Origin of the sequence: Actinoplanes sp. NPDC048791, from assembly GCF_040650095.1 — a bacterium.
Classification (GTDB): Bacteria; Actinomycetota; Actinomycetes; order Mycobacteriales; family Micromonosporaceae; genus Actinoplanes.
In genome coordinates this window covers 1-4,476 of the sequence record NZ_JBEZGQ010000722.1, presented here as the reverse complement: position 1 = coordinate 4,476, position 4,476 = coordinate 1, and the positions used below count along the sequence as shown (strand labels likewise).

General features: G+C 68.3%; 7 protein-coding genes. 3 read left to right on the top strand and 4 right to left on the bottom strand.

Features of this window, described 5'->3' with window-relative positions; translation table 11 throughout:
• The coding region (locus tag AB0C29_RS35465) for a hypothetical protein (protein WP_360829830.1) at nt 1–345 on the bottom strand (345 nt) is incomplete at its 3' end.
• A gap of 56 nt (nt 346–401) precedes the next feature.
• On the opposite strand from AB0C29_RS35465, the gene AB0C29_RS35460 reads away from it, so the two are divergent.
• Complete coding sequence (locus AB0C29_RS35460; protein WP_360829827.1) at nt 402–878, top strand: hypothetical protein; 477 nt, start codon at nt 402–404, stop codon at nt 876–878.
• Between the two features lie 55 nt (nt 879–933).
• Here the strand turns inward: AB0C29_RS35460 and AB0C29_RS35455 are convergent, their stop codons facing one another.
• From AB0C29_RS35455 to AB0C29_RS35445, 3 genes are all read right to left on the bottom strand, one after another.
• A complete protein-coding gene (locus tag AB0C29_RS35455) occupies nt 934–1,755 on the bottom strand; it encodes a hypothetical protein (RefSeq protein WP_360829825.1) in 822 nt (273 codons plus the stop codon).
• 74 nt (nt 1,756–1,829) lie between these two features.
• Nucleotides 1,830–2,450 carry a YdeI/OmpD-associated family protein gene (locus AB0C29_RS35450; protein ID WP_360829822.1) on the bottom strand — a complete coding sequence of 207 codons (621 nt, stop codon included), beginning with the start codon at nt 2,448–2,450 and terminating at the stop codon, nt 1,830–1,832.
• A 105-nt stretch (nt 2,451–2,555) separates the two neighbouring features.
• Nucleotides 2,556–3,293, bottom strand: a complete 738-nt coding sequence (locus AB0C29_RS35445; protein ID WP_360829819.1) for a hypothetical protein — start codon at nt 3,291–3,293, stop codon at nt 2,556–2,558.
• Between the two features lie 97 nt (nt 3,294–3,390).
• Here AB0C29_RS35445 and AB0C29_RS35440 point away from each other — a divergent pair, with 97 nt between their 5' ends.
• The gene (locus AB0C29_RS35440) at nt 3,391–3,876 is read left to right on the top strand and encodes a hypothetical protein (protein ID WP_360829816.1); all 486 of its coding nucleotides are present in this window, start codon (nt 3,391–3,393) and stop codon (nt 3,874–3,876) included.
• A 27-nt stretch (nt 3,877–3,903) separates the two neighbouring features.
• Nucleotides 3,904–4,356: a GNAT family N-acetyltransferase gene (locus AB0C29_RS35435; protein WP_360829813.1), complete on the top strand. Its 453-nt coding sequence runs from the start codon at nt 3,904–3,906 to the stop codon at nt 4,354–4,356.
• Nucleotides 4,357–4,476 lie beyond the last annotated feature (120 nt).

Genomic DNA, 4,476 nt, shown 5'->3' with positions numbered 1-4,476 from the left:
CCTGAACGCCTTCGAGATGACCTTCGAAGGCCGCCTCACGGCGGCCCGCAAGTAACCCTTAACACCCGCAGTTACACCGTTCGTTTGACAGTCCCTACCGCCGAGCTGAACGCCGCGGTACACCGCCCTCCAGGGATCGGCGATCTCGATCCGATAGAGGCCCTCGTCGCCGGAACAGGTCAGCATCAGCAGGTCGGCCTCGTACTGGTCGGTCAGATCGGGGGTACACCCCTGGCGGAAGGCCGAGAACGAGCCGAACCGTTCCCGCAAACTCGAGCGCGTCATGCCGAAGCGGGCACGCCCGGCCCCGATCCCGGGTTCGATCTCCCATGCGTCATCGATCATCCGACCAGGATCCACCCCTACGCGACCGGCAGTTCGGACGGGTTCAGCATCGTTCGGTGCGGGTGCATGGAAACGTGTGCGCCATGGATTTGTTGAGCTCGGCGTGGGAGTGGTACACGGCCGCCATCGAGGATTCCCAGAAGGGCCGCTGGGTTCGTAACGCTGTGGAACGGCAGGTGACGGCCGACATCGTGGCTGCCACCCATGCGCTGCACGGAGGGCGGATGCCGCCTTTCACCGGGGAATCGTGGCCCGTGCGGCTGGGACGGATCGCCAACTGGGCCGGCGTGCTGAGGTTGGCGGCCCGGGCGGGCGAATGGAACCTGCGGCCCGTGATCGGACGACGTCCCGAGCGTCCCGCCGGCATGGCGGAACTGTTGTCCGGGATCTACGCCGTCGGCGAGCAGGGCGAGCTGTGGATGAAGCAGCTCCTGGCCGGCGAGACGCCACCGGAGAGAGCCGTCGCCGACGCGGAGAGATTTCTGACGGGGCCAGGGTCAGTAGAGGACCTCGCGCTGTTCTTCTACGACTGAACAGCTCAGCGAACGTTGTCAGCGGCAGGCGAGTGCGGCGGGGTGTGAACGGATGTCAGGACGTCTGTGACCGGGTGCCGGGATCGTCGCGGAAAGCCAGCCCGGCCGCCTCCATCGCCGTTCGTAGCCGGCCGAGCGCGTAGGGCCCGACCCCGTGCAGCGCCTGCACCTCACCCTCACTGAGCTCGGCGACCTGCTCGAGCCGGACCACGCCGTGCGCGGTGAGCGCACGTGTCGCGGGAGCACCGATGTGGGGCAGCGGAAGGCCCGCCTCCGGCTCCGGCCGGCCCCGGGCCGGCCGGGGATGTCCCTCGTGGTCCAGGACGGCGGCGCCGCGCGCCGAGAGCCGGTAGCCGATGTCGAGCGACTCGGTCAGGCCGCGTTCCTTCAGCTTGCGCACGTTCTGTTTGAACGACGGGGTGTCCCGCCCCATCCGTTGCGCGAGGTCGGGTGCCCGGATGGCCGGCAGCTCGTCGATCAGCAGCAGCGTTGCCCGGGTCCACGGCCCGGTCGGTGACGCGCGGTCGAGCCGGTCGAGCCACGCGACGATCGCCTCGATCTCCGCAGCGTCGGGTACCGCCTCCCGCAGCGCCTGCCGCGGGTCGGTGCCCGCGTACCGCAGCCCGATCCGATACACCGGCCGTTCGCGGTGCACGCGGTCCAACCCCTGGCGGAGCGCGGTCAGCGACGCCGCGCCGGCCCGGCGGGCGTCGGCGGCGGTCAACGAGCTCACCGGTACGCGGTCGACAGACGTCACCTCGACCAGTCCGACCGCGGTCCGCATCCGGGTACCGACTTTGAGCCGGGGCCGATCCCATCGGCGGAACGCCACGTCGATATCACCGGCCCGGATCGCCGCCAGTTCCGCAGGACGCATCAACACGCACCCAGTTCAACACACCCGTCACGATCCATCTGACAATCGCGCGCCGGACGCTGCTGAACTTTCGGTCATGAGGGTGTGGACTGCGGCGGGTCCGCGGGCTTGGCTTTCTGTGGGTAGATCGTCTCGTGCCGGGCCAGCATCGCTACGGCCTCCCGGATCTTCCGCTCGCGCGTCTCGGCCCGTTTGACGCCGTTGACCCGGTGGATCAGAGCGAACCGGTTGGCCTTGGTGAGCACGTCGAACATGCGCTGGGCGTCAGCGTCGGCGGCGATCGCGGCGACGAGATCAGCCGGCACCTCAGCCTCCGAGGGCGGCGCGTACGCGGCCGCCCAACGTCCGTCTGCCTTCGCGGCTTCCACCGCGGCGCGGCCCAGGGGCAGCATCCGCCCCTGCTCCTCCAGCCGGGCCACATGAGCGACGTTGCGCTGCGACCAGGAACTGCGGGCCCTGCGCGGGGTCAACCGGATCCAGGAGATGTCCTGATTCCCCTTGCGGGCCTGCCCGTCGATCCAGCCGACGCACAACGCCTCGTCAACCGCCTGCTGCCAGGTCAGCGTCGTTACTGTGCCGCCCTTCCGGCCCAGAGCCAGCCAGACGCCGGCCGACTCGGCATGGTTGCTCAACAACCACACGCGCAACGCCTCGGCATCCGCGACGATCAACTCTTCAAGTTCGGCTTTGGCCACCACGGCAGGCTATCCGTCGACGAGCAGGGCGGAGCTGGCGCAGGTAGCCGGAACCCAGCGCAGATGGTGGACTCGGGGTCGGCGGCACCGATGCCGACCATCCGCTCAGGGCCGGGACGTCAACGCGGTGTCGGCGTGGAGGCATCCGCCGGACCTGCCGACGGCGTGCAGCCCGGCCAGGTCGCCGGCACCCCAAGTGGCGGCTCCGGCCGTCGGGTGCGCGTACATGATCTCCTGGGGGTCGTTGATGAGCGGGTGGGCCAGGCCCACAGCGTGCCCCAGCTCGTGCAGCAGCAGCCGGCCTCTTGTCATGGTCGAGGACCGGGTGGCGTCGAGAAGAACCATGCCTCTGTCGATGATCAGGGCACTGTCTCCGGCCTCGGTGAAGCCAGGTATGTAAGAGGCGCCGCCGACGCCGGCGTGTGCGGCAAGCGGCTTGGGGTCCTGACCCGGTACGGCCCAGGCGATGATGAGGTGCGTTCCAGCCGGGTAGTTGCCGGGATCGGAGCCGGGCACAACCTGTGTGGTACCTACGTAGGCGAACGTCAGGCCGCTGGCGTGGGTGATCCGGGCAACGGCGGTCTCGACCTCGCCCAGTGAACCCTGGGGTGCATGGGTCAGGTTGACGCGGTAGTTGATGGTCTCGCAGGGATTCCAGCGTGCGATGAGCTCATGGCCGCTACGCCGGCTGAGGAACGCGTACGCGTCAGGGTCGCCGACTGCCGACGACGAACCGAATTGCCCCAGCAGGGGGACGCTGATGGCGGCGGCCATCAGCCAGCGCAGGGTACGGGCGAGCACGACGGTCCGATCTCCGAGGGCGAGTGAAATGTCCTTCGGCACGGCAGGGCTCGACATGAGCACTACGGGCGGTCGTTGAGCGAGCCGGACGCGGGACCATGTCCGGGCAAGCGGAAACGTCCAGCACAGAGGAGGCGGCGTGACGAGAGCTCCCACGGGCGAGGAGGACGACCTTCCCGACTTCGGTCCTGACTCGCCCGCCGTCGACGCGGAGTCACGCCAGGCCTACATCGAGAACCTGCTCGTTGTCGCGGCCGACGACGCCAAGAACGTGACACTCATATCCACCGTTGCCGTTGCTGCCGTCGCCTTCGCCGCCAAGGAGCTCGCTCGTCCGCTCAGCCACGAGCCCATCGTCCTGAAGCTGCTCGGCCTGCTGGCGGCGGCTTCCCTGCTGGCCGGCGCAGTGCTGTTCTACTTCTACGCGGCGGCGATCAACCATACGAGAATGGGCCTGGTGCACCGCATCGTCTCCCGCGACGCACGCGGCGCCCAGCGCATCTGGGCCGGCAAGGAAACCGGGATCTGGCGCCGCAAGGGAAACCTGTGGCGGTCAGGGGCCGTCATGCTGGTGGCCGGCAGCACCCTGGGCTGCATAGTGGCGGCAATCGTCTTCCTCACCTAGCCGCAGCCCGCTGGGCAGAATGAACCAATGACCGAGTTCCTTGTTGGCCAGGACGACCCGGAGCTGGAGAGGCGTCTCTCCGACGAACTGGATGCCCTCAACCACTCAGCGATCGCCTCCGACGACGAAACGCCGTTCTCCATCCGCGCCACGGCCGCGGACGGAGCCCTGCTCGGCGGCATCACCGGATGGACCTGGGGCGGCTGCGGCGGAATCACCTCACTATGGCTCGAACCGCAGCACCGCGGCGAAGGCCTCGGCGCCCGCCTCCTGGCCGCAGCCGAGAACGAAATCCAACGCCGCGGCTACGACCGAGTAGTCGTGGCCACCATGTCCTTCCAAGCCCCCGGCTTTTACCGACACCACGGATACGACCAAGTCGGCCTGACCCCGAACATGCCGGACGGCACCTCGAAACACCACTTCTACAAACGCCTACCCGCCACAGAAGCAAAGTCGAGAAACAACCAAGATCTCTGACCGCAACCGGCGAGGTGCGTACGCAAGACCCACCACCAAGGCCGGCCCGCCCAACAAAATTCCCCGCAAGAACCACAGCGCGGCAGCCAGACCAGCCAAAGCAAGGGGATCACTCACGAA